This is a genomic window from Clostridium sp. CMCC3677 (genome assembly GCF_023845585.1).
GTDB classification, from domain to species: Bacteria; Bacillota; Clostridia; order Clostridiales; family Clostridiaceae; genus Clostridium; species Clostridium aquiflavi.
This window is the reverse complement of the sequence record NZ_JAMQHS010000072.1, coordinates 1-255: the sequence shown is the minus strand read 5'-3', so window position 1 is coordinate 255 and position 255 is coordinate 1. Positions and strand designations below refer to the sequence as shown.

1 protein-coding gene is annotated in these 255 nt (G+C 43.1%); it reads right to left on the bottom strand.

Annotated elements, in window-relative coordinates:
- Positions 1 to 255: signal recognition particle receptor subunit alpha (locus NG901_RS16775; protein ID WP_252217086.1), on the bottom strand; the 255-nt coding region annotated here is incomplete at both ends.

Here is a 255-nt window from a genome sequence, read left to right as displayed (position 1 = left end):
AATCACGGTTGGTGGGCGGTCCGCTGTTCCGATTTTGCTTTCTTCTCCGCCCATTAAGCTTGTTAGTTCTTCTTGAACGATTTTGATAACTTGTTGGCCGGGTGTTAGGCTTTTCATAACGTCCGCGCCGACAGCACGTTCGCTTACTGTTTTAATAAATTGTTTAACGACTTTAAAGTTAACATCGGCTTCAAGTAGAGCAAGACGAACTTCACGCATCATTTCTTTTACGTCAGCTTCGTTTACTTTCCCTTT